The 20463-nt window shown below is 64.2% G+C and carries 15 protein-coding genes and 1 pseudogene; 10 read left to right on the forward strand and 6 right to left on the reverse strand.

What is annotated here, in order from left to right; all coding sequences use genetic code 11:
• Positions 1–3 precede the first annotated feature (3 nt).
• From ALVIN_RS10975 to ALVIN_RS10985, 3 genes are read left to right on the forward strand one after another with little or no spacing between them, the layout of a single operon-like run.
• Positions 4–609 (forward strand): hypothetical protein, encoded by a 606-nt coding sequence (locus tag ALVIN_RS10975; protein ID WP_012971395.1) that lies wholly within the window; start codon positions 4–6, stop codon positions 607–609.
• Positions 606–1808 (forward strand): protoporphyrinogen/coproporphyrinogen oxidase, encoded by a 1203-nt coding sequence (locus tag ALVIN_RS10980; RefSeq protein ID WP_012971396.1) that lies wholly within the window; start codon positions 606–608, stop codon positions 1806–1808. The genes ALVIN_RS10975 and ALVIN_RS10980 overlap by 4 nt, the downstream gene beginning before the upstream one ends.
• A gap of 29 nt (positions 1809–1837) precedes the next feature.
• Positions 1838–2332 carry a CreA family protein gene (locus ALVIN_RS10985; RefSeq protein ID WP_012971397.1) on the forward strand — a complete coding sequence of 165 codons (495 nt, stop codon included), beginning with the start codon at positions 1838–1840 and terminating at the stop codon, positions 2330–2332.
• 118 nt (positions 2333–2450) lie between these two features.
• On the opposite strand, the gene ALVIN_RS10990 is transcribed toward ALVIN_RS10985, so the two are convergent.
• From ALVIN_RS10990 to ALVIN_RS11010, 5 genes and pseudogenes are all read right to left on the reverse strand, one after another.
• Positions 2451–2834: a septal ring lytic transglycosylase RlpA family protein gene (locus ALVIN_RS10990; protein WP_081442741.1), complete on the reverse strand. Its 384-nt coding sequence runs from the start codon at positions 2832–2834 to the stop codon at positions 2451–2453.
• A gap of 279 nt (positions 2835–3113) precedes the next feature.
• Positions 3114–4787 (reverse strand): L,D-transpeptidase family protein, encoded by a 1674-nt coding sequence (locus ALVIN_RS10995; protein ID WP_012971398.1) that lies wholly within the window; start codon positions 4785–4787, stop codon positions 3114–3116.
• Between the two features lie 9 nt (positions 4788–4796).
• Positions 4797–6294: pseudogene (locus tag ALVIN_RS18310) on the reverse strand (SpoVR family protein).
• Positions 6291–7562 carry a YeaH/YhbH family protein gene (locus ALVIN_RS11005; RefSeq protein WP_012971399.1) on the reverse strand — a complete coding sequence of 424 codons (1272 nt, stop codon included), beginning with the start codon at positions 7560–7562 and terminating at the stop codon, positions 6291–6293. The pseudogene ALVIN_RS18310 and the gene ALVIN_RS11005 overlap by 4 nt, the downstream one beginning before the upstream one ends.
• A 30-nt stretch (positions 7563–7592) precedes the next feature.
• The gene (locus ALVIN_RS11010; protein WP_012971400.1) at positions 7593–9515 is read right to left on the reverse strand and encodes a PrkA family serine protein kinase; all 1923 of its coding nucleotides are present in this window, start codon (positions 9513–9515) and stop codon (positions 7593–7595) included.
• A 558-nt stretch (positions 9516–10073) separates the two neighbouring features.
• On the opposite strand from ALVIN_RS11010, the gene ALVIN_RS17590 reads away from it, so the two are divergent.
• The 6 genes from ALVIN_RS17590 (at position 10074) to ALVIN_RS11035 (ending at position 17907) form a co-directional block, all read left to right on the forward strand.
• A complete protein-coding gene (locus ALVIN_RS17590; RefSeq protein WP_148217499.1) occupies positions 10074–10304 on the forward strand; it encodes a hypothetical protein in 231 nt (76 codons plus the stop codon).
• Between the two features lie 244 nt (positions 10305–10548).
• Complete coding sequence (gene iscB, locus ALVIN_RS11015; protein ID WP_012971401.1) at positions 10549–11898, forward strand: RNA-guided endonuclease IscB; 1350 nt, start codon at positions 10549–10551, stop codon at positions 11896–11898.
• 61 nt (positions 11899–11959) lie between these two features.
• A complete protein-coding gene (locus ALVIN_RS11020; RefSeq protein ID WP_150103612.1) occupies positions 11960–13873 on the forward strand; it encodes a methyl-accepting chemotaxis protein in 1914 nt (637 codons plus the stop codon).
• A 60-nt stretch (positions 13874–13933) separates the two neighbouring features.
• Positions 13934–15454 carry a threonine ammonia-lyase, biosynthetic gene (ilvA, locus tag ALVIN_RS11025; RefSeq protein ID WP_012971403.1) on the forward strand — a complete coding sequence of 507 codons (1521 nt, stop codon included), beginning with the start codon at positions 13934–13936 and terminating at the stop codon, positions 15452–15454.
• A gap of 116 nt (positions 15455–15570) precedes the next feature.
• A complete protein-coding gene (gene tviB, locus ALVIN_RS11030; RefSeq protein ID WP_012971404.1) occupies positions 15571–16863 on the forward strand; it encodes a Vi polysaccharide biosynthesis UDP-N-acetylglucosamine C-6 dehydrogenase TviB in 1293 nt (430 codons plus the stop codon).
• A gap of 21 nt (positions 16864–16884) precedes the next feature.
• Positions 16885–17907: an NAD-dependent epimerase gene (locus ALVIN_RS11035; protein ID WP_012971405.1), complete on the forward strand. Its 1023-nt coding sequence runs from the start codon at positions 16885–16887 to the stop codon at positions 17905–17907.
• 153 nt (positions 17908–18060) lie between these two features.
• On the opposite strand, the gene ALVIN_RS11040 is transcribed toward ALVIN_RS11035, so the two are convergent.
• On the reverse strand, positions 18061–19008 hold the full coding sequence (locus ALVIN_RS11040; RefSeq protein ID WP_012971406.1) for a recombination-associated protein RdgC: 948 nt from the start codon (positions 19006–19008) through the stop codon (positions 18061–18063).
• 116 nt (positions 19009–19124) lie between these two features.
• Between ALVIN_RS11040 and ALVIN_RS11045 the strand changes: the two genes are divergently transcribed.
• Positions 19125–20399 (forward strand): HlyC/CorC family transporter, encoded by a 1275-nt coding sequence (locus ALVIN_RS11045; RefSeq protein ID WP_012971407.1) that lies wholly within the window; start codon positions 19125–19127, stop codon positions 20397–20399.
• Positions 20400–20463 lie beyond the last annotated feature (64 nt).

Raw genomic sequence — 20463 nt, forward strand, 5'->3', positions numbered from 1 at the left:
ATCATGTCAGGGGCGCGATTCGACATCCTGTTCGACGGCACGCTCAAGCCGGACGTTGATCCGGGTCTGGCGCGCGAACGTCTGGGCGCGGCCTTCAAGCTGGACGCGGCCGGCGTCGAGCGTCTCTTCACCGGCAAGCCGGTCGCCGTCAAGCGCGACGCGGACCTGACCACCGCCGCCCGCTACAAGCGCGTCTTCGAGGAGGCCGGCGCCATCGTCACCCTGCGTGCGATCGAAGCGGCCGAGCCGACCGAGGCCCCTCCGTCTCCCGTTGCCGTGCCAACGGATCGCACGCCGGCAGCGGCGGCCCCTCAGTCCGTCGTCACGCGCGCGGCCTCCGAACCAAAGGCCGACGCCAAGACAGACGGGGTGTCCGCAAACCTCACCGCCGAGGGCGGCTTCGAGTTCCTCGAAGAGCCGCCCAAGGTTAAGATGCCCGACCTCGATCTCAGTCATCTGAGCCTGGTCGGCGGCTCGAACTGGAGTCTGGCCGACTGCGAGCAGACACCCGAGCCGGTGCACATTCCCGACATCAGCCATCTGCGTCTCGACGAGATCGAGCCGCCCCCGGACGACAACGACCCGACTGGACAAAATCCCGCCCCATGAGCACAGACTTCGACCACATCGTCATCGGCGCCGGCATCAGCGGACTGGGCGCCGCGCACTTCTCCGCCCGGCGCGGCCTGAGTACGCTGGTGCTCGAAGCCAGCGACCGCGTCGGCGGCTGCATCAACAGCCAGGTATTCCCCGCACTCGGCGGTTTCTGGACCGAAGCCGGCGGACACACGTGTTTCAACAGCTATGGCCACATGCTGTCCATCCTCGACGATCTGGGTCTGACCAGTCAGGTCCATCCCAAGGTCAAGGTCGGCTACAAGCTTTGGAAGGCGGGCAAGCGCCGCTCCATCCTCTCGGCCCTGCATCTGTTCGAGGGTGCGCGCTCGATTCCCAAGCTGTTCAAGGAACCCAAGGACGGGCGTAGCGTGCGCGACTACTATGGCGCCGTGCTCGGCCGGCGCAATTATCGGGATCTGCTCCAGCACGCCTTCCAGGCCGTCATCTGCCAGCCGGCCGACGACTACCCGGCCGAGGCGCTGTTCCGACGCAAACCACGCCGCAAGGAGGTCATCAAAGCCTTTACCTTCGCCGAGGGCATCGCGACCATCCCGAACGCCATCGCCGCCCAGAACACGCTCGACGTGCGCACAGGTCAGCGGATCGAGCAGGTCGAATCCGAGGGCGAAGGGTTCCGTGTCCGGCTCCAGGACGGCACCGCGATCCGTGCCGCTCACCTGACCCTGGCCGTGCCGCCCGACGTCGCCGCCAAGCTGCTCCCGGCCGGTTTCGAGGACGCACGCGCACTGGTCGCCGGCATCGGCATGGCCGAGATCGAGACACTGGTGCTGGTCTTGCGCCAGGACGATCTGGAACTGCCGCCGATCGCCGGCCTGATCGCCGTCGAGGATGCCTTCTATTCGGCCGTCTCGCGCGACTTCCTGCCCGACGCGCAGTATCGCGGCTTTGCCTTCCATTTCCGCCCCGGCGTGCTCGACGCCGACGCTCAGGTCCGCCGCGCCTGCGAGTCACTGAGCATCGCGCCGGAACGAATCGCCGCCCAAGCGCGCGTCCACAACCGTCTGCCCGCGCTCCGCAAGGGCCATTTCGCGCTCGTCGAGCGCCTCGACGCCGCCCTCGCCGGCAAACGGCTGGCCCTGACCGGCAACTGGTTCCTCGGCGTCTCGATGGAAGACGCCCTGACGCGCAGTCACAGCGAGCACGTCCGACTATTCGGCGACCGCGCCTGAAGACAGCCCACACACATGGAGAACACATCATGCGACACGCACTGATCCTGCCGCTACTGATCGGCGCCCTGTCCGGTAACGCACTCGCCGAAGAGATCGGCAGCGTCTCGACCAAATTCAAATGGATGGGTCCGAACGACAAGATCGTCGTCGAGGTCTTTCAGGACGAGGATATCCCCGGCGTGGTCTGCTATCTGAGTCGGGCCAAGACCGGCGGTGTCTCGGGGGCCGTCGGTGTTGCCGAGGACACCTCCGATGCTGCGATCGAATGCACCCAGATCGGTCCCATCGCCCTGCCCGACGACGTGCGCTCCGGCAAGCGTAATGGCGAGCAGGTGTTCAAGAAGCGTACCTCGCTCCTGTTCAAGAGCCTGCAGGTGGTGCGCTTCTACGACGGACCGCGCAATGCCCTGGTCTACCTGACCTACAGCGACCGCATCATCGAGGGTTCGCCCAAGAATAGCGTCTCGGCGGTGGCCATCCAGCCGTGGAAGACAGACCCCGTTCAGCCGGCGGTGAAGTAGCCGTTACTCGATTGCGAGCTCTAAAGAAATTATTCGAACCGTGCCACGCCACAGCCCCGGACAACCCGCGCGGCCAAGAAGGGGCGGCCGGTTCGAAAAGAATTTTAAAAGGCGGGTGTCAGAACAGATCGATCAGGAGGCGTTGGGCTTGGGCCACGGCCAGATCCTTGGAACCGGAGGCATCCGAGCCGCCGAACTCCAGAACCCGGAGTTCGACCGGAGCCACGCCACGGCCGAGCATGCCCAGCTCACGTGCCGCTTCCTTGGAGAGGTCGATCGAGCGGCCATGCACATAGGGGCCGCGATCATTGATGGTGACTTCGACCGAGCGGCCGTTGACCTTGTTGGTCACCAGCACCCGGGTACCGAACTCCAGCGTGCGATGTGCCGCCGTCAGTTCGCCTTGATCGAAACGCTCGCCGCTGGCGGTGCGGCGGCCATTGAAGCGATCTCCGTAGTAGGAGGCCATACCCTCGGTGGTGAGGGCCTGAGCCTGAGTCATTGGCAAGAGCGCAAGTGCTAGAGCCAAGGGTGATAGCCAGTTGCGTCGATGGACCAAAACGCTTCCTCCGCGTGTCGTTTGGTGTTTGGGCGCTGTGCAAGAACCCTTCGAATACTCGTTCGCGGCGAGATCCTAACCGCCAGGACACCACGGAGGCAAGTTTTAGTTTCACCAGATCCGGCAAGGATTTAGCGCATCTATCTATCGTATCTTCTAATCACGGAACTCTTGTCAGGCCATCGCTGTCGCGGCTTCTGAGCCCAGCCCAGGGCTTCTGCACTAGCGCTCACGGCCATCCAGGCGCGTCAAACGTACACTGGATTCCAACGCCGGATCGGGCGCGGTCGTTGCGAGCGGCAGGAATTCATAGGCCGCGATCCGCGCGCGCTGAACCGGCTGATCGAGCGCCTCGGCCACGGCCGGATCGCGGCCATAGACATCACGACGCACGCGAAGGTTGCCCTCGGCGTCGGCGCGTGCCGTCAGATAATAGAGCAGGACGGGCAAGGGCTCCGACAGGTTGACATAGCGCGTCTTGGCGCCCTCCAGGACGCTGTCGATACGCGCCCGATCCCAGCTCGACTCCTCCAGCAGCAATTCGGCGAATTTCATCGGGTTCTGGACCCGCACACAGCCATGACTGAGCGCGCGCGCCGAGCGCCCGAACAGCGCCTTGCTGGGCGTATCGTGCATATAGACGGCATGGCGGTTGGGGAACATGAACTTCACCCGCCCGAGCGCGTTGTCCGGCCCCGGCTGCTGGACCACGCGATAGCGTTTGTAATCGGTCGCATTGCCACCGCTGACGCGGCGCCCCGTGCGACGATCGATCAGGATGTATTTGTCCGAGACCTTAGTGAACGTCTTCTGGATCGAGACCGGCATGGTCCAGGTCGGGTTGAGCACCAGATGATCGAGCCGGTCGCGGAACATGGGTGTCTGCGAATCCTCCTTGCCGACGATGACGCGCGTGCTCCAGGCGATCTCGCGGCCGCGCACCAGATGGGCCATGTAGTCGGCGACATCGACGAAGACATAGTCGGGCGGCAGATCCTCGTAGAGCCAGCGCATGCGCTCCAGATTGATCCGGATGCGCTCGATCCTGGATTCGTCGACGGGGTCGTTGATCACCGCAAGCGTTTGGGGACCGACCGCACCGTCAGCACCGAGACCATGACCACGCTGGAAGGCGCGCACTGCCTCGCTCAGGGCGGCATCGAAGGTCTCGGGCCGGTCGGGTGGCGTGCGCTCGCTATATCCAAGCAGACGCAGACGCTCGCGCAACTGGGCGACACGCTCGCCCCGGCTGCCGAGCGACAACACAGATCCGCCAGGCAGCGGCTCCAGCGCCTTGAGCTGACGCGCGCCGGCGTAATGACTCAGCGCGCGTTTGAGATCCTGGTACCAGAAGGGCTTCTGGAAGCGTCCGTCGAGGAAGTCGGCCAGATCCCCGGCCTCCAGGGCGCCGTGCATGTCGGCGATCAGACGCTCGGCCGGCAACGGCGCGCGGTCGTTCCACTTTCGGTCGATGGCGACCGGATCGAGCTTGCCATAGCGGGTGTGATGGGCATAGCGCAGTAGCGCATCGCTCAGCTGGAGATCGGCGGCGAGACGGGCGGCACCCTGGAGTGCGTCGAGCGCACCCGGACGGCTCAGTGCACGCAGGCGGTCGACGTGGAAGTCCTCGGGGCGGAAGCCTTCGGTGTCGCTCTGCTCGGCGAGTTCGAGCAAGGCCTCGATCGGCGCCGGCTTGGACCAGGCCAGACTGTAGCCGCGCTGGACATAGAAATCGGCGAGCACGGCGGCCGAGAGCAGCGGTACGCCGTCGATGGCCAGCGTCCTGGACTCGCGGAACGCCTCCAGGGTCGAGGCGAGCAGTTCGCTCGCACGCCCGGTCGCGGGCGTCATGAGGGTCAGCCAGGACAGCAGAACCAGTGGAAGCGATGCCTTCATGTCGTCAATTCAAACCTCGCCGATGAGTTCGACCCGCCCCCGGTCGTCGACCGTCTCCAGGCGCACGGTGAAGCCCCACAGACGGCGGATGTGGCGCAGCATCTCCGGCACCGAGTCACCCAGCGGGCGGCGCTGGTGCGCGAAGTGACGCAGGGTCAGCGAGCGGTCGCCGCGCCGGTCGACATTGTAGACCTGAATGTTGGGCTCGCGCGTGCCCAGATTGTACTGTTCCGCGAGCGCCTGACGCAGGGCGCGATAGCCGCTCTCCTCGTGGATCGCCTTGACTTCGAGATGTTCCTCCAGATCGTCGTCGGTGATGGCGAACAGACGGAACTCGCGCATCAGGTTGGGCGAGAGGAACTGGGCGATGAAGCTCTCGTCCTTGAAGTTGCGCATGGCGAAGTCGAGCACCTTGATCCAGTCGCCGCCGGCGATGTCGGGGAACCAGTAGCGGTCCTCGTCGGTGGGTGATTCGCAGATGCGGCGGATGTCGCGCATCATGGCGAAGCCGAGCGCATAGGGATTGATGCCATTGTAGTAAGGCGCATCGAACGGCGGCTGGAATACCACGCTGGTGTGCGATTGCAGGAACTCGATCATGAAGCCGTCGCTGACGAGTCCGTCGTCATACAGATGGTTCATGAGCGTGTAATGCCAGAACGTAGCCCAGCCTTCATTAGCCACCTGCGTCTGGCGCTGCGGATAGAAATACTGCCCGATCCGCCGCACGATGCGCAGGATCTCGCGCTGCCAGGGTTCGAGCAGGGGCGCATTCTTCTCGATGAAATAGAGGATGTTCTCCTGCGGCTCCTCCGGCCAGCGCTCCTCAAGCCGCGACGCGTCGTGCTCGGCGGTCGGCGGTCGGCGGCAAGGTGCGCCAGAGATCGTTGATCTGCGATTGCCGATAGTCCTCGCGCTCGCGCTGGCGGCGCTGCTCCTCGGCCATCGACAGCGGCGACGGGCGCTTGTAGCGGTCGACGCCGTGGTTCATCAGGGCATGACAGGAATCGAGCAGCAGCTCGACCTCATCATGGCCGTAACGCTCCTCGCACTGGGCGATGTACTTCCGGGCGAAGACCAGATAGTCGATGATGGCGTCGGCGCTGGTCCAGGTGCGGAACAGATAGTTGCCCTTGAAGAAGCTGTTGTGCCCGTAGCAGGCATGCGCGATCACCAGCGCCTGCATCGGCAGGCTGTTCTCCTCCATCAGATAGGCGATGCAGGGATCGGAGTTGATGACGATCTCATAGGCCAGACCCATCTGACCGCGCCGATAGGTCTGCTCGGTGGCGACGAACTGCTTGCCGAACGACCAGTGCTGGTAGTAGATCGGTAGGCCTACGGAGGAATAGGCGTCGATCATCTGCTCGGAGCTGATGACCTCGATCTGGTTGGCGTAGGTGTCGAGTCCGTAGACCTCGTGGGCCAGGCGGCCGAGTTCCCGGTCGAACCGCTCCAGGAGCGGAAAGGACCACTCGGATGAATCCGTGATGAGTCGTGTGCTCATGCCGTCTGCCTCTTGAACAACTCGCGAAACACCGGATAGATGTCCTCGGCACCGTCGATCTCCTGCATCGCGAAGTGCGGATGCGCCGCCATCACTTCCTCATAGGCATACCAGAGGCTCTGATGCTGACGCGGCGTGATCTCGACATAGGCGTAATAGCGCATCAGCGGCATCAGCTTCTCGATCAGCAGATCGCGGCAGAGGCTGGAGTCCGAATCCCAGTTGTCGCCGTCCGAGGCCTGGGCGGTATAGATGTTCCAGACGCTCGGGTCATAGCGCTCCTTGACCACGTCATAGGCCAGATTGAGCGCGCTCGACACCACGGTGCCGCCGGTCTCGCGCGAGTAGAAGAAGTCCTCTTCGTCGACTTCCTGAGCGATGGTGTGATGGCGGATGAAGACGACCTCGATCCGGTCGTAATTGCGCTTCAGAAACAGATACAGCAGGATGAAGAAGCGCTTGGCGAGACTCTTGCGCTCCTGATCCATGGAGCCTGAGACGTCCATGATGCAGAGCATGACGGCCTTGCTCGTCGGCTCGGGCAGCTTGACGAAGCTCTGATAGCGCAGATCGAAGGTGTCGATGAAGGGCAGCGCGGCGATCCGGGTCTTGAGCCGGTCGATCTCGGCGCGCCGTTCGCCGATGTGCGGGTCGGTCTCCGGAACCCCGTCGGCAAGCAGACGCGCGACCTCTTCCTCCAGCTCGCGGATCCGGGCGCGTGAGGGCGCACCGAGCGCGGTCCGCCGGGCGACCGCGCCCTTGAGCGAGCGCACCACATCGATATTGGTCGGCGCGCCCTGGGTCGAATAGCCGGCGCGCACCGTCTTGAACTCGGTGGTGCCGATGAGCTGGTTGCGCACCAGATTGGGCAGTTCCAGATCCTCGAACAGCAGATCCATGAACTCCTCGCGCGAGAGTTCGAAGACGAATTCATCCTCGCCCTGCCCGTCCTTGCTCGCGCGCCCCTGACCCGAGCCGCCGCCCTGCCCGCCCTCGGGCCGACGGATGCGGTCGCCCGACTCGAACTGCTTGTTGCCGGGGTGCACCATGTCGCGCACCCCGCCCTTGCCGTGATGGAACACCGGCTCGGATATGTCGCGCGACGGGATGCCGACCGTCTCGCCGGAATCCATGTCGGTGATGCTGCGCTTGTCGACCGCGTCGGCCACGGCCCGCTTGAGCTGGGTCTTGTAACGCTTCAGGAAGCGCTGGCGGTTGACCGCGCTCTTGTTCTTGCCGTTCAGACGCCGGTCGATGAAGTGTGACATAGGAACTCGCTGTGACGCTGGCGGTTCGAGTTACTGCGACTTGCGCACCCGCAGATACCACTCCGAGAGCAGCCGCACCTGCTTGGGCGTGTAGCCCTTGTCGGTCATGCGGTCGACGAACTGGTCGTGCTTCTTCTTCTCGTCGACCGACGCCTTGGCGTTGAAGGAGATGACCGGCAGCAGATCCTCGGTGTTGGAGAACATCTTCTTCTCGATGACCACGCGCAGCTTCTCGTAGCTGGTCCATTTCGGATTGGACCCGGCGTTGTTGGCGCGCGCGCGCAGCACGAAGTTGACGATCTCGTTGCGGAAGTCCTTGGGATTGGAGATCCCGGCCGGCTTCTCGATCTTCTCCAGCTCCTCGTTGAGCATGGCGCGGTTCATCATCTCGCCGGTGTCCGGGTCGCGATATTCCTGATCCTGGATCCAGTAGTCGGCATAGGTGACATAGCGGTCGAAGATGTTCTGACCGTACTCGGCATAGGACTCCAGATAGGCCGTCTGCAACTCCTTGCCGATGAACTCGGCATAGCGCGGGGCCAGATACTGCTTGAGGAAGCCGAGATAGCGTTCCTGGGTCTCGGGCGGCAGTTGCTCGCGCGCGATCTGGCGCTCCAGCACATAGAGCAGATGCACCGGATTGGCCGCGACCTCGCTGTGATCGAAGTTGAACACCTGCGACAGGATCTTGAACGCAAAGCGCGTCGAGATCCCGCTCATGCCCTCGTCGACGCCGGCATAGTCGCGATATTCCTGCACCGACTTGGCCTTGGGGTCGGTATCCTTCAGGTTCTCGCCGTTATAGACGCGCATCTTGGAAAAGAGGCTCGAATTCTCCGGCTCCTTCAGGCGCGTCAGGACCGAGAACCTGGCCATCATCTCCAGGGTGCCGGGCGCGCAGGGCGAGGCGGCGAGCGAGCTGTTACGCAACAGCTTCTCGTAGATCCGCACCTCTTCGTCGACGCGCAGGCAATAGGGCACCTTGACGATGAAGACGCGGTCGAGGAAGGCCTCATTGTTCTTGTTGTTGCGGAAGCTCTGCCATTCCGATTCGTTCGAGTGCGCCAGGATGATGCCCTGGAACGGCAGGGCCGAGAGACCCTCGGTGCCGTTGTAGTTGCCCTCCTGAGTCGCCGTGAGCAGCGGATGCAGCACCTTGATCGGCGCCTTGAACATCTCGACGAACTCCATCAACCCCTGGTTGGCCCGACACAGCGCACCCGAATAGCTGTAGGCGTCCGCGTCGTTCTGGGCGAAGCGTTCGAGCTGACGGATGTCGACCTTGCCGACCAGCGCCGAGATGTCCTGGTTGTTCTCGTCGCCCGGCTCGGTCTTGGCCACCGCGACCTGTTCCAGGATCGAGGGATAGAGCTTGACCACCTTGAACTTGGTGATGTCGCCGTTGTACTCCTGCAAGCGTTTCACCGCCCAGGGCGACATGATGGTGCGCAGGGCGCGGCGCGGGATGCCGTAGTCCTCTTCCAGGATGGCGCCGTCCTCTTCGGGTGAGAACAGGCCCAGCGGCGACTCGAACACCGGCGAACCCTGGATGGCGTAGAAAGGCCGCTCCTCCATCAGTTCCTTGAGCTTCTCGGCCAGCGACGACTTGCCGCCGCCGACCGGCCCCAGCAGATAGAGGATCTGTTTCTTCTCCTCCAGCCCCTGCGCGGCATGCTTGAGATAGGAGACCAGATGCTCGATCGACTCCTCCATGCCGTAGAACTCGGCGAAGGCCGGATAGCGCCGGATCATCTTGTTCTGGAAGATACGGCTCAGACGCGGATCGTCGCGGGTGTCGATCAGCTCGGGCTCGCCGATCGCCGCCAGCAGCCGCTCGGCCGGCCCGGCGTAGGCCGAGCGGTCGGTCTTGCACAGCTCCAGGTACTCGTTCAGGCTCAGCACCTCCTCGCGGGAGGCTTCGTAGCGGGCCTGATAGCGTTCGAAGATCGACATGGACTCATACCTCACTCGGAAGGGGTGGTGACCTTCGACCGCGTCGGTCACAACAGGTGCGATCGCGCCTGTATCAGAGAGCGTATCGCCCCATCGGGCGTCGGATCAGCGAGGCGGTCGGGGTGATATTCAATGAAGCAATGATCGGGCCATTGACAGGACAGACGTCATCGCCGTCTCGCACGCTCCGAGTCTGTCGTTGAGAAACCCGATTTGCACCGAATCAGTGCATCAAGCGCGGCGTCCAACACCCGCTTGGACGATCCGCGCCCCAAACAACCAGCGTGGTCCGATGCATGGATGTGAGACGAACGCACCTGCGTAGTGCATTGAATCGACCAAGCCGCAGAGATCTCGGTTCCGCGTTTCATTAGATGGAGTTCCCAAAGTGGGACTCCAAGCCTGTGCAACCGAAGACAGCGCGTCGATACTGACACGACTCGCCGACACTATCCGGCGTTTATAAAACTTCATTTGGATTTCGGCGCCGATGACTATACTCCTGAAGCTGACCCTCAGGCGCGGGTGCACGCCATTCAACGGCGCCGCAGATCCTGGATGCCGCAGATCCTGGATGCCGCAGGTCATGCATGCGCCGGTTATGTGACCCCGCACCTGGACCCGGAGCGTTCGGTCGATATGCACGTCGGGCGCATTCGTCGTCAGTTACGTGAGGCTGGCATCCAGAACGTGAAGCATCCTGGCGATTCGCAGGCATGGCTAGCGGCTGAACGTCGGAAACCAAAAGGAATTCTCGTCAACTACCCCGGCCTGAAGGCCGGAGCTTGAAAGAGCTGGGTTGACCAGGGACAGCGGTGAACATCCGCTGCGTTTGCAACAGGTCGTTGAGACCCACTCCGGAATGCTTCCTCAGTCCCGGACCCTGGAAGGTCGGAATCATGCAGGCGAAAGGCAAAGCGCCGAAGGTTCCGATCGCCGCCGCGCGGCGGGAGCCGGTTGCAGACATTCCCGAGGGGAGCGAGCCGCGAGGCTCCGTCACCAGGCCCGTAAGGGCGCGTTTTGGAACAGAGCGATGGCGGTATTCGTACTCGACAAACAGAAACATCCGCTGATGCCGTGCACGGAGAAACGCGCGCGGCTGTTGCTGGAGCGCGGACGCGCGGTGGTGGTGCGTCTGGCCCCCTTCACCCTTCGGCTGAAGGATCGAATCGGCGGGGCGGTTCAACCGCTGCGCCTGAAGCTCGATCCGGGCAGTCGCGTCACGGGGCTGGCGCTGGTGCGCGAATCCGAAACCGGTGATGCGGACACGGGCGCGGTCGAGCGCCTGGAGCATGGGCTGTGGTTTGGGGAACTCGTGCATCGCGGCCAGGCGATCCGGGAGGCGCTGACGCTGCGGCGTCACTATCGCCGAGCACGCCGGTCTCGGAAGACGCACTACCGGGCGCCGCGCGTCCTGAATCGCCCCCGCCGTGAGGGCTGGTTGCCGCCGTCGTTACAGCATCGGCTCGACACGACGCTCAATTGGGTCGAGCGCCTGCGCCGGCTCGCCCCGATCACCGCCCTCAGTCAAGAACTGGTGCGTTTCGATACCCAGGCGCTCCAGAACCCGGAGATCTCCGGTGTGGAGTACCAACAGGGCGAACTGGCCGGTTATGAGGTGCGTGAATACCTGCTGGAGATGTGGCACCGGAGCTGCGCCTATTGTGGCGCGACGAACGTGCCGCTGGAGATCGAGCACATCGTGCCGCGCGCCAAAGGCGGCTCGGATCGGGCCTCGAACCTGACGCTGGCTTGCCGCCCCTGCAATCAGCGCAAGGGGAGTCGATCCATTGAGGATTTTTTGCAACGCCAACCGGTGCGCCTGCACCAGATCCAGGCCCAGGCCAGAGCGCCGCTCCAGGACGCCGCCGCCGTCAATGCCACGCGCTGGGCGCTGTTGAACGCGCTCCAGACCACGGGCCTAGCGGTCGAGACCGGCTCGGGCGGACGCACCAAGTTCAATCGCACGCGCCTGGACATCCCCAAAACCCATGCCCTCGATGCCGCCTGTGTCGGCGCCGTCGATCAGGTGCGCGACTGGAACCGCCCGGTCCTGGCTATCCGTGCCACCGGGCGCGGCGCTTACCGCCGCACGCGCACGTTCAACAACGGCTTCCCGCGCGGCTATCTGATGCGCCACAAGCGCGTCCACGGCTTCCAGACCGGCGATTGGGTCAGCGCCGTGGTGCCTACGGGAAAGAAAGCGGGCGTGCATATCGGGCGCGTCGCGGTGCGCCAAACGGGATCGTTCAATATCCAGGCCCCGGCCGGAACCGTCCAGGGGATTGCCTACCGCCATTGCTGCCTCATTCAACGCGCTGACGGCTATGGCTACGCCTTCCAACCTAAACCAGATACGGAGGAGGCGAGACGGGCGGCCTGACCGCGCTACGCGCGGTGCGCTGTCCCTCCCCGTCATGAAGGACGGGGTTTCTCGCGCAAGACTGATGAAAAACTTGACCATTGGTTTGCGGGTGCTCATTGGTTCTGGAATCGTGCTGGTGTTGAGCGTTGGTTTGATTCTGCCGCTAGCCATGGCCAAGTTGAGCGAGCTGTCGAATCAGGCCGAACAGCGCGAGCTGGAAAATCTCTTCGTCAACCTCACCGAGGCGATCGCCGCCCAAGGCGCCCAGGCCCGCGCATTGAGCGCCGCCATTGCGCGCAATCCGGACATCCAGCGCGCCTTTGCCGAGGGCAATCGTGATCGGCTGATCGAACTGACCCGACCGATCTTCGACTATATGCACGAACATCAGGGCGTGCAGCAGTTCCAGTTCCACCAACCGCCCGCGACCTCGTTCCTGCGGGTGCATATGCTCGAAAAATACGGCGACGATCTCTCGGCGATCCGCAAGACCATCGTGGAAGCCAACCGCACCCAGTCCCCGATCAGCGGACTGGAAAAAGGCGTGGCGGGGCTGGGTGTGCGTGGAGTCGAGCCTGTGCCCTATGAAGGGCGACACATCGGCGTCGTCGAGTTCGGTCTCTCATTCGGTCAAGCCTTCTTCGAGCATTTCAAACGACGCACCGGCGTCGATGCCGCCTTGCAGATTACGGAGGATGGCGGTGGCTTCAGAACCTTCGCCGGCACCATCCAGGGCAGTACGCTGTTTTCCGCCGAACAGCTCGCACGCATTCTGGCCGGTGAGATCCTGATCCAGCATCGGGACTACCAGGGCATCCCGGTGGCGGTGTATGGGCGTGTGGTAAACGATTTTTCGGGGCAGCCGGTCGGAGTGCTAGAGCTGATCGGCGATCGGAGCGCCACGGTCGCCACCTATCACCGCGCGCTCGCCTCGATCCTGGGCACGGGCGTGGCCCTGCTGATCGTCGGACTCGTGATCGCCTGGTTCATCGCTCAGGGGATCGCCAGATCCATTCGCCGTACCGTCGAGAGTCTCGACGCCATCGCCCAGGGCGACGGCGACCTGACACGCCGCCTCGACGACCAGGGGCGCAACGAACTGGGCGACCTGGCGCGCGCCTTCAATGCGTTCGCCGACAAGATCCATGCGCTCGTTTCCCAGATCTCCAGGGCCACTTTCGAGCTCCAGGGGGCGTCCGAGCAGCTCTCCACCACGAGTGGCGAGACCTACCGTCAGGTCAAGGTAGAGCAGAGCGAGACCGATCAGGTCGCGACCGCGATCAACCAGATGACGGCCACCGTCGAAGAGGTTGCACGTCACGCCGCCGAGGCGTCGCGTGTGGTCCAGGAGACGAGCCGTGCGGCCACACACGGCGATCGGCTCGCTCAACAGACAGTCGAAGCGATCGAGGCCGTGGCCCATGAGATCGAGCAGGCCGGCCAGGTCGTCGCGCGGCTGGCCGCCGACAGTCGCGAGATCGGAGCCGTGCTCGATGTCATTCGCGGGGTCGCCGAACAGACCAACCTGCTCGCCCTCAACGCCGCCATCGAGGCCGCGCGTGCCGGCGAGCAGGGACGCGGCTTCGCTGTGGTCGCCGCCGAGGTCCGCACCCTGGCCAGTCGGACCCAGGACTCGATCCAGGACATCCGCCACAAGATCGAACGGGTTCAGAGCGGCTCGTCCGAGGTCGTGAGCGTCATCGAGACCAGTCAGACGCACGCCCGGGGCGGGGTCGAGCAGGCACGTCAGGCCAGTGAGTCCTTCCAGTCCATCAGTCGCTTCATCCTGGGCGTCCATGACATGAACACCCATATCGCGAGCGCCGCCGAGGAACAATCGGCGGTCGCCGAGGAAATCAACCGCAACATTCACGTCATCAGCCGGAGCGTCGACGAAACCGCCGCCGAAGCCGATCACCTCGCCCAGGCGAGCAGGCGGCTCGCCCAACTGGCCGGCGAGATCCAGCAGGCGATCGGGAGCTTCCGGATCTGAGGATTTCGACGGGCGCGATCCTGTAACATGCGAAGATCCTGAGCCGTATCCGAGATCCGTATGCCCGATTCCTACGTCGATCGCATCCTCAAGGCGCGCGTCTACGATGTCGCCGTCGAGACCCCGCTCACGCTGGCGCCACGACTCTCGACCCGCCTGAACAATACCGTCCTGCTCAAGCGCGAGGACTTGCAGCCGGTGTTCTCGTTCAAGCTGCGCGGGGCCTACAACAAGCTCATCCATCTCGACGCCGAGGCACGCGCGCGCGGTGTGATCGCGGCCAGCGCCGGCAATCATGCGCAGGGCGTGGCGCTCGGCGCCAGCCGGCTCGGACTCCAGGCGACCATCGTCATGCCGCGCACCACGCCGGCGATCAAGGTCCGCTCGGTGCGCGCCCATGGCGGCAAGGTGGTGCTCCATGGCGATTCCTACGACGAGGCCTATGCCCATGCACGGGAGCTGGTGGACGAGAAGGGTCTGACGTTCATCCATCCCTTCGACGACCCGGACGTCATCGCCGGTCAGGGCACCATCGGTATGGAGATCCTGCGCCAGCATCCCGAGCCGCCGCACGCCATCTTCGTCCCGGTCGGCGGCGGCGGACTGATCGCCGGGATCGCGGCCTATGTCAAATGGCTCTATCCCGAGGTGCGGATCATCGGCGTCGAACCCGAGGATGCGCCCACGCTCCATGCCGCGCTCGCCGCCGGCGAACGGGTCGCCCTGCCTCAGGTCGGGCTGTTTGCCGACGGCGTGGCGGTGCGACTGATCGGCGAGGAGACCTTCCGTGTCGCGCGCGAACGGGTCGACGAGGTGGTGCTGGTCAGCACCGATGAGATCTGCGCGGCGATCAAGGACATCTTCGACGACACCCGAGGCATCGCCGAGCCGGCCGGGGCGCTGGCCGTGGCCGGACTCAAACGCTGGGTCGAGACCACGGGCACGCGCGACACCCATCTGGTGGCCATCGAGAGCGGTGCCAACATCAATTTCGACCGCCTGCGCCATGTCGCCGAGCGCGCCGAACTCGGCGAGCACCGCGAGGCGCTGTTCGCCGTCGAGATCCCCGAGCGTCCGGGCAGCTTCCTGAGCTTCTGCCGCGCGCTCGGCAAGCGCCAGATCACCGAGTTCAACTATCGCTATGCCGACAGCCGCCGCGCCCAGGTCTTCGTCGGTATCGAGCTGTCCAAGGGCGAGGATGAGCGTGCCGAACTGATCGCACGCTTGGCCGACAAGGACTTCAAGGTGCTCGACATGACCGACAACGAAACGGCCAAGCAGCACATTCGTTTCATGGTCGGCGGCCACGCGCTGGGGCTGGAGCACGAGCGGCTGGTGCGCTTCGAATTCCCCGAGCGTCCCGGAGCCCTGCTCAACTTTCTGAGCGGACTCGGCAAGCGCTGGAACATCAGTCTCTTCCACTACCGCAACCATGGCGCGGCCTATGGGCGGGTGCTCATGGGCGTGCAGATCCCGCCCGCTGATCACGAAGATTTCACGCAGGCGCTCGACGGCTTGAGCTATCCGCACTGGGATGAGACCGACAACCCCGCCTACCGGATCTTCGCCGGCAACGGATAGTGCGTACGGCCGGCGCCACGGGAGCCGTCCGCCAGACTGGTCAGAGACAGGACCGTCCCCTAGAATTCAACCGCCCACTCAACGTCGTCGAGCTCACAGCTCCAGGAGAACCCAACGTGGACGCTGCCTTTCATTCGGATCTCGTCAGCACCCGGATCGGAATTCTGGGGCTTGGCTATGTGGGTCTACCGCTCGCCGTCGAGTTCGGCAAGCGCTACCAGACCATCGGTTTCGACATCAATGCGGCGCGGATCGCCGAGCTGCGCGCCGGGCGTGATTCATCACTGGAGGTCGAACCAGACGAGCTGCGGACGGCCAGCCGACTCGAATACGCCGACGCGATCGAGGCGCTCGCCGACTGTCATGTGCTGATCGTCACCGTCCCCACGCCGATCAATGCCCACAAGCAGCCGGACTTCGGTCCGCTCGAGTCGGCCAGCCGCGCCATCGGCTCCATCATCAAGCCGGGCACGATCGTCGTCTTTGAATCGACCGTCTACCCGGGCGCGACCGAAGAGGTCTGCATCCCCATCATCGAGCGCCTCTCGGGTCTGACCTACAACCGCGATTTCTACGCCGGCTACAGCCCCGAGCGCATCAATCCGGGTGACAAGGCCCATCGACTGACCACCATCAAGAAGGTGACATCCGGCTCCACGCCCGAGGTCGCGCGCTTCGTCGATGCGCTCTACGGCTCCATCATCACCGCCGGCACCCATCTGGCCAGCAGCATTCGCGTCGCCGAGGCGGCCAAGGTGATCGAGAACACCCAGCGCGATCTCAACATCGCCCTCATCAACGAGCTGGCGCTGATCTTCAACCGACTGGGACTGGACACGCTGGAGGTGCTGGAAGCGGCCGGGACCAAGTGGAACTTCCTGCCCTTCCGTCCCGGACTGGTCGGCGGACACTGCATCGGCGTCGACCCCTACTACCTGACCCACAAAGCGCAGGAGATCGGCTATCACCCCAAAGTCATCCTGGCCGGACGGCGTGTCAACGACGGCATGGGCGCTTATGTCGCCGGCGAGGTCATCAAGCTGATGGTGCGGCGCGGCAGCCTGCACCAGGGCAGCCGCGTTCTGGTTCTGGGCCTGACCTTCAAGGAGAATTGCCCGGATCTGCGCAACACGCGCGTGGTCGACATCCTGGCCGAGTTGCAGGACTATGGTCTGAGCTGTGACGTCCACGACCCCTGGGCCAATCCGGCCGAGGCCGAGCACGAATACGACCTGAAACTGGTGCAGCACCCCGAGCACGGCACCTACGATGCCATCATCCTGGCCGTTGCCCATCGCGAGTTCGCCGACTGGGGTGCCGAACGTATCCGCGCCTTCGGCAAGCCGGGCGCCATCCTCTACGACGTCAAACAGCTCTTCCCGCGCGACGCAGTCGACGGACGGCTGTAATCTCAACCCCCTGGAGTTTCGATGAAGATCCTGATCACCGGCAGCGCCGGTTTCATCGGTTCGGCCCTGTCACTGCGCCTGCTCGAACGCGGCGACACGGTGATCGGGGTCGACAATCTCAACGACTACTATGACGTCCGGCTCAAGGAAGCCCGGCTGGCACGCACCCTCGACCATCCGAACTACACCGACGTGCGGCTCGACATCGAGGACGGCGCCGGACTGACCGAGGTCTTCCGCACCCATCGCCCCGAGCGCGTGGTGAATCTGGCGGCCCAGGCCGGCGTGCGCTACTCGCTCGAAAACCCCATGGCCTATGTCAGCACCAATCTGGTGGGCTTCGCCAATATCCTGGAATGCTGCCGTCATCACGGCGTCGAGCATCTGGTCTATGCCTCCAGCAGCTCGGTCTATGGCGCCAACACCGAGATGCCCTTCTCGGTCCACGACAACGTCGATCATCCGCTCAGCCTCTATGCCGCGAGCAAAAAGGCCAACGAGCTGATGGCCCACACCTACAGCCATCTCTACCGGCTCCCGACCACCGGACTGCGCTTCTTCACCGTCTACGGACCCTGGGGTCGGCCCGACATGGCGCTGTTCAAGTTCACCCGCGCCATCCTCGCCGGCGAACCGATCCAGGTCTTCAACTACGGCCAACACCGGCGCGACTTCACCTATGTCGACGACATCGTCGAGGGCGTGATCCGCGTACTCGACCGCGTCCCCGCGGGCAACCCCGACTGGAGCGGCGCCAAGCCCGACCCGGCCAGCAGCCGCGCGCCCTATCGCGTCTACAACATCGGCAACAACCAGCCGGTCGAGCTGATGGAATACATCGCCGTCCTGGAGCAGTGCCTGGGCCGCAAGGCCGAGATGGAGCTACTGCCCCTGCAACCCGGCGACGTCCCCGACACCTTCGCCGACGTCACGGATCTCGTCCGGGACACCGGCTACAAACCCGACACCCCCGTAGCCGTCGGCGTCGCACGCTTCGTCGCGTGGTATCAGGACTTCTACACCCAAGAAGCCCGCGCCCACTGACGCTCGACCCCATGAGGGAGGGTCGGGTGACGGCGGGCGGGGGTGTCGACCGCATGGGTGCGGTCGTCAAGCCTCCAGGGACGGATTCACGGCGTCCCCCGACCGCCGTCACCCGACCCGGAAGCCGTCACCACGCCAAGTACCTGACCGACCTCAGAACGGCGCGTCCAGTTCACTCGCCAAGGTCTTAGGCACAGCCGGACTGTTTGGAGCCAACCCAAACACCTCATCGAGCCGCGCGATCAACTGACGCACCTGCAACGCCAGGATCGCAAACTCCGCATCCAGCCGCTGCGCCGGATCCATGTCATCGCCGTCCAGCTCCTCCAGCAGCGCCTCCCCCACCCGCAACCGCTTGAGCGACAGATCATCGGCCAGCGTAAAACTCAGCCGCTCATCCCACTCCAGCGCCAGCTTGGTCACCTGCTTGCCTGCGCGCAGATGATTGAGGATCTCCTCGCTCGCCAGATCCTGCCGACTACAGCGCACCACCCCCGCCTGCTCACCGACATCGCGCAACTCACAGGCATCCCCAGGCACGAAATCGTTCGGCGCACTCTCATCCAGCAACCAGCTTGTCAACACATTGGCCGCCGGCCGTACCGGATCCGGCAATCTGACCGGCAGCGACCCCAGCGTCTCACGCAGCAGCGACACCACCTCCTCCGCCTGCTTCTCGCTCGACGAATCCACCACCAGCCAACCGCTCTCGGTATCGAGATAGAGCTGAGTCCGGCGCGAACGGGTAAAGGCCCGCGGCAGCATCTCATTGATGATCTGCTCGCGCAGCCGACGCCGCTCGGCCCGCCCGACATCACGCGCCTCGCCTGCCTCCAGCTCGCTCACCCGCTCGTCGAGCGCCTCGGCCACAGCGGCCGACGGCAACAGCCGCTCCTGCCGGCGCGCGCAGATCAGATAACAGCCGCTCACCGCCTGCACCAGGGCCGTGGTCTCTTCACCCAACGGCGACGTCCAACCCAGGGTCGCCGTCTCGATCGGACCACAGGGACGGAAACGCCGCCCGCCCAGCGCCTCCTCCAACTCAGCGGCCGTAAACTCGAACGGCTGATCCAGACGGAAGAAACGTGCATTCTTGAACATGGCGAGCCTCCATACGAAAAGGCCCGGAGTATGCCCGACTCGCGACAACGCGGAAAGGGCAGGTCGCGCGCCAGCGGTTTAGAATGGCCGCTATCTTGGCCACTGATCGCTACATCGTGAACGAACTCTCATTGCCCGGACTCTTCATCACCCTCGGCGTCCTCATCTGCCTCTCGGCGTTCTTCTCCGGCTCCGAGACCGCACTCCTGACCCTGAACCGCTACCGGCTCAAGCACCTCGCCGAACGCGGCCACAACGGAGCACGCATCGCCCGCCGGCTACTCGATCGCCCCGACCGCCTGATCGGACTCATCCTGCTCGGCAACAACTTCGTCAACATCATGGCCTCGTCACTGGCAACCGTGATCGCGCTGCGGATCGGCGGCGAGGCGGCCATCGGCCTCGCCGCCGGTCTGCTGACACTCGTCATCCTCATCTTCGCCGAGGTCGCGCCCAAGACCTATGCGACCCTCGATCCCGAGCGCCTGGCCTTTCCTGCCGCCTATGTCTACCGGCCCCTGCTCAAGCTGCTCTATCCCATCGTCTGGTTCGTCAATCTCTTCACCAACGGCATCCTGCGCCTGATCGGGATCGTGCCCGAGGGCGCACCGCCGACCGATCTGAGCCGCGAGGAACTGCGCACCGTGGTCAGCGAGGCCGGGGCCATGATCCCGGAACGCAGTCGTTCCATGCTGATTGCGATCCTGGATCTGGAGCACGCGACCGTCGAGGACATCATGATTCCCCGCAACGAGGTCGAGGGCATCGACCTCCAGGACAGCGAGGAAGACATCCTCAACACCATCCGCAACACCAGCTATACCCGACTGCCACTCTACGACGGCAGCATCGACAATGTCGTCGGCATCCTCCATGCGCGCAACGCCCTGCATGCGATGCTGGAACGCGGGCTGGACAGCCAGCACCTGCGCGAGATCGCCCGCGAACCCTATTTCGTCCCCGAGAGCACCCCGCTCTATCAGCAGATGCTCAACTTCCAGCGCACCAAACAGCAGGTCGGTCTGGTCGTCGACGAATATGGCGATTTCATGGGACTGATCACCATGACCGACCTGCTGGAGGAGATCGTCGGCGAGTTCACCACCGACCCCGCCGACAGCCTGCCCGAGATCCATCGCACCGAGGACGGCAGTCTGCTCGTCGATGGCTCGATCGGCCTGCGCGACCTCAATCGGGCGCTACGCTGGGAGCTGCCGACCGACGGCCCCAAGACGCTCAACGGACTGATCCTGGAGTACATGGAGACCATCCCCGAGCCCGGCACCAGTCTCAAGCTCGGCGAGCATCCGCTGGAGATCATCCAGACCGCCGACAATGGTGTGCGAACCGTCAAGGTTGTGCCGACGCCGCTGCGCAAGGGATACCGCTGAATCGTTCGGCATTCCAAAAACGGCGCTCACCCCGCATACACCGCGAGCAGGCTCTGACTCCAGA

Source organism: Allochromatium vinosum DSM 180, from assembly GCF_000025485.1.
Lineage (GTDB): Bacteria > Pseudomonadota > Gammaproteobacteria > Chromatiales > Chromatiaceae > Thermochromatium > Thermochromatium vinosum.

Excerpts from the sequence above, each read along its gene's own strand:
- ALVIN_RS10975 (WP_012971395.1), top strand. The coding sequence starts at position 4 with ATGTCAGGGGCGCGATTCGACATCCTGTTCGACGGCACGCTCAAGCCG.
- ALVIN_RS10980 (WP_012971396.1), top strand. The coding sequence starts at position 606 with ATGAGCACAGACTTCGACCACATCGTCATCGGCGCCGGCATCAGCGGA.
- ALVIN_RS10985 (WP_012971397.1), top strand. The coding sequence starts at position 1,838 with ATGCGACACGCACTGATCCTGCCGCTACTGATCGGCGCCCTGTCCGGT.
- ALVIN_RS10990 (WP_081442741.1), bottom strand. The coding sequence starts at position 2,834 with ATGACTCAGGCTCAGGCCCTCACCACCGAGGGTATGGCCTCCTACTAC.
- ALVIN_RS10995 (WP_012971398.1), bottom strand. The coding sequence starts at position 4,787 with ATGAAGGCATCGCTTCCACTGGTTCTGCTGTCCTGGCTGACCCTCATG.
- ALVIN_RS11005 (WP_012971399.1), bottom strand. The coding sequence starts at position 7,562 with ATGTCACACTTCATCGACCGGCGTCTGAACGGCAAGAACAAGAGCGCG.
- ALVIN_RS11010 (WP_012971400.1), bottom strand. The coding sequence starts at position 9,515 with ATGTCGATCTTCGAACGCTATCAGGCCCGCTACGAAGCCTCCCGCGAG.
- ALVIN_RS17590 (WP_148217499.1), top strand. The coding sequence starts at position 10,074 with ATGCCGCAGATCCTGGATGCCGCAGGTCATGCATGCGCCGGTTATGTG.
- iscB (WP_012971401.1), top strand. The coding sequence starts at position 10,549 with ATGGCGGTATTCGTACTCGACAAACAGAAACATCCGCTGATGCCGTGC.
- ilvA (WP_012971403.1), top strand. The coding sequence starts at position 13,934 with ATGCCCGATTCCTACGTCGATCGCATCCTCAAGGCGCGCGTCTACGAT.
- ALVIN_RS11035 (WP_012971405.1), top strand. The coding sequence starts at position 16,885 with ATGAAGATCCTGATCACCGGCAGCGCCGGTTTCATCGGTTCGGCCCTG.
- ALVIN_RS11040 (WP_012971406.1), bottom strand. The coding sequence starts at position 19,008 with ATGTTCAAGAATGCACGTTTCTTCCGTCTGGATCAGCCGTTCGAGTTT.